Raw genomic sequence first — 1,369 nt, forward strand, 5'->3', positions numbered from 1 at the left:
AGGGGGCGCAACGGGACGGCGGCTCCCGGCGGGCGACGTTCGATGTCTACCCGTTTTCCATCGCCCAAGCCCGGTCCATTCCCTTTTTCCCGCTTCGGATATCCTGCCTTGTCGCTCTGGCGGGCAGCCTCCTTGCCATCGATTTTGGGCGCTTTTTCCTTTTTTACGGCCGGCGGGAAAAAGCCCTCCAGGCGCTGGAGAGGGCGGGCGGACCGAACCTGACGCAGCCCGGGTTCGTTGGTATGCTTATGCGAGGTCGCACCTTGGAGCGCCCGCCTCAGCCGGAACGAACCGATGGCCTCCCTTTATGCTCCTGCTCCGAATGGCACCGTGGGTGCGGCTTTCTCATTCTATGAATCCGGCATGTCCATCGAGCACCTACCGGCGCTCCCGATTTAAGGGACCCTATGGTTGAAGGCCCAAGCGGAATCGGCTGGGAAATGGTCGCGGAGCCGGCCTTCTGGAGCTACGCCGCCGCTCTGGCCGCGTTTACGCTTTTCGCCCTGCAGCTATGGTTGGGATGGCGGGGAGGGCGCAATGCCGCCCTGCTGCTCGCCGCCATCGCCCTGAGCGCCGGCTGGGCGGGGAGCGGCCTGGCGGTGGTTCTGTCGGGAAGCCCCATAGCCTGGTCCGCATACCGGGGTCTGGACGCCCTGCGCATCCTGGCTTGGCTCGCTTTCCTGTTTTCCTTGCTGCACCGCGGGGAGGGCTCAGGCCGGGGGCTGTCAAGTAGCGCCTGGCCATTTCTGCTCGCCGTGATTTTTCTGGTCACGCCGTGGCTTGCGCCGGCGCTGTCCGCGCTGGATCTCCAAGTTCCCCAGGCCTTGACGGCCCACGGGGGTTCCCTGGCGGTCTCGGTGCTCGGGCTCGCCACGGTGGAACAGCTCTACCGCCGGGCGCCCAAGGGTTCCCGCTGGCATGTGGCGCCCTTGTGCATCGGGCTGGGCGGCGCGTTCGCGTTCGATCTGTACGTGTACGCCTACGCCCTGCTGTTCCGCGGCCCCCTGGACCCCGACCTGTGGAGCGCACGGGGCGTGGTACAGGCCCTGGTCATTCCCTTTGTCGCCCTGTCCACGGCCCGCAGCCGGGAATGGACCATCGACATCGCCTTTTCGCGGGGCGTGGTCTTCCACTCGACCGCGATCATGGCCGCCGGCCTCTACCTGCTGGCCGTTGCCGCGGCCGGCTATTACGTGCGCTATTTCGGCGGCGCCTGGGGCGGGACCCTCCAGATCGGGTTCCTGTTCGCCGCCCTCCTGCTGCTGGGACTAGTGTTTTCCTCAGGCACCTTCCGCTCCCAGGTCCGGGTTTTCATCAACAAGCACTTCTTTTCCTACCGCTACGATTACCGCCAGGAATGGTTGAAAAT

1 pseudogene is annotated in these 1,369 nt (G+C 65.6%); it reads left to right on the top strand.

From position 1 onward, the window contains the following. Positions 1 to 440: 440 nt before the first annotated feature. A pseudogene (locus ACTFO6_RS17245) lies at positions 441 to 1,369 on the top strand (XrtA/PEP-CTERM system histidine kinase PrsK); the annotation flags it as partial.

This window comes from Pelomicrobium sp. G1, from assembly GCF_051905455.1.
Classification (GTDB): domain Bacteria; phylum Pseudomonadota; class Gammaproteobacteria; order Burkholderiales; family UBA6910; genus Pelomicrobium.